Consider the following 1,719-nt stretch of genomic DNA (forward strand, 5'->3'; position numbering starts at 1 on the left):
GCCCGCGGTGTGGTGACGGGGGGCAGGAGGGCGGTCGAGGCCAGGACGGCGCAGGCGGCGGCGAGGCTCCGGAGGGGGGGGGTGCGCTGCGGACGAGGTATCGGCCGGTCGCTCGGAGGTAAGGACAACACGTGCTGCTCCCTGGGGGCTTCGGGGGTTGGGGGGCGTCACACCGGCCGGGCCCCGCCTTGGAGGACGCGGGGCCCGGCCGGCCCGTGGGGGGTGGCTGAACGGGGACCTGCGGTCAGGCGGCCGGTCGGCGCCACTTCTGGTTGTCGCCGCCGTTGCAGGTCCACTGGATGAGCGCGGTGCCGTCGGCGGTCGACTGGTTGGTGAGGTCGAGGCACTTGCCGCTGTGCGCGGCGGTCAGCCGGATCCCGGTGCCGTCACCGACGACCTTCCACTCCTGGCGGCCCGAGTCGTCGCAGCCGGCCTGCACCACGGCGGCGCCGTCGTCGGAGGATCCGCCGTCCACCGTCAGGCACTTGCCGCTGTGGCGGGCCATGATCCGCACCCGGCCCTCGCCGCTGTCCTTGAGCCAGTACTGCTGGTTGACGCCGCCGTTGCAGCCCCACTGGACGAGGCGGGCTCCATCCGCGGTGGACCGGTCCGCGACGTCGACGCACTTCTCGCTCTTGACGGAGGTGAGCGTCTCCCAGGTGCCGATGCCCTCGACCGTTCCGGCCGCGGTGTCCATGGCGATCTGGGGGAAGTACTCCATGGTCATCGTGGTCTTGTCGGGGAAGCTCAGCGGCAGCCAGATGTACTGGGAGTCATTCACGTTGCCGCCCATGGAGTTGCCCCAGCGGTCGCCCATGTAGAGGTAGGAGGTCCCGGAGGTGCCCTGGACCGGCAGGACGTAGGCGGTCTGAGAGCCGTAGGCCGTGGAGTCGCCGATGTCCTTGAGGTCGCTCCAGGTGCCGGTCGGGCTGTCGGCGGTGGCGTACTTCTGCTGGTTGGGCGACCAGCCCGTGGCGCCGGAGGTGAGCAGGAAGTAGATGCCGTCGCGCTTGAACAGAGCGGGTGCCTCACGCCACTGGCCCGGCCAGAGCTTCTGCACCTGTTCGTCGATGCCGGTGTAGTCGGCGGTCAGACGGTAGACGTGCAGGTCGGCGTTCTCGTTCGCGGCCGAGACCATGTAGCCGGTGCCATCGGTGTCGACGAACGTGGTGATGTCCCGTGACATGTGGCCGAGCGGCCGGAAGCTGCCCTTCCAGGTGTAGTCGCCGTCCACGGTGGAGGAGACCGCGACCGCTGCGCGGGCCTCGCCGTAGTCGGTGGCGTTCTCCTTGTGCATCCACATCACGAACTGCTTGGTGGACGCGTTGTAGATGACCTTGGGCCGCTCGATGTTGGCGGACTGGAGCTCCGGATCGGTCTTCTGGGTCAGTACGTGGTTGCGGAACTCCCAGGTCTTCAGGTCCGTCGAGCGGTAGACGGAGACGTACTGGAAGCTGTTGTCGGCGTTCCGGTTCTCCCCGAACCAGTAGTAATGAGATCCGACCTTGAGGACTCCGCCGCCGTGCGCGTGCACGGGACTGCCGTCCGGGCCGGTGAACTGGGTGGCGTTGGTGATGGTCGTGGGTGCCGCGTGGGCGGTGCCGGGCGCACCCACGAAGGACAGGAGGAGGACGCACAGTGCACTCAGCAGTGTGCGCGTCCTCGCGGCGGAGCGTCGCATGGTCACGTACCTCATGGCTGGAGGGTGGGGGGTGGGGG

1 protein-coding gene is annotated in these 1,719 nt (G+C 69.1%); it reads right to left on the bottom strand.

The genetic code is table 11. The annotated features are described in order from the left end of the window. Positions 1–244 precede the first annotated feature (244 nt). Complete coding sequence (locus AOK22_RS38815; protein ID WP_055703320.1) at positions 245–1,681, bottom strand: RICIN domain-containing protein; 1,437 nt, start codon at positions 1,679–1,681, stop codon at positions 245–247. Positions 1,682–1,719 lie beyond the last annotated feature (38 nt).

Source organism: Streptomyces silaceus, assembly GCF_001419745.1.
GTDB lineage: Bacteria > Actinomycetota > Actinomycetes > Streptomycetales > Streptomycetaceae > Streptomyces > Streptomyces silaceus.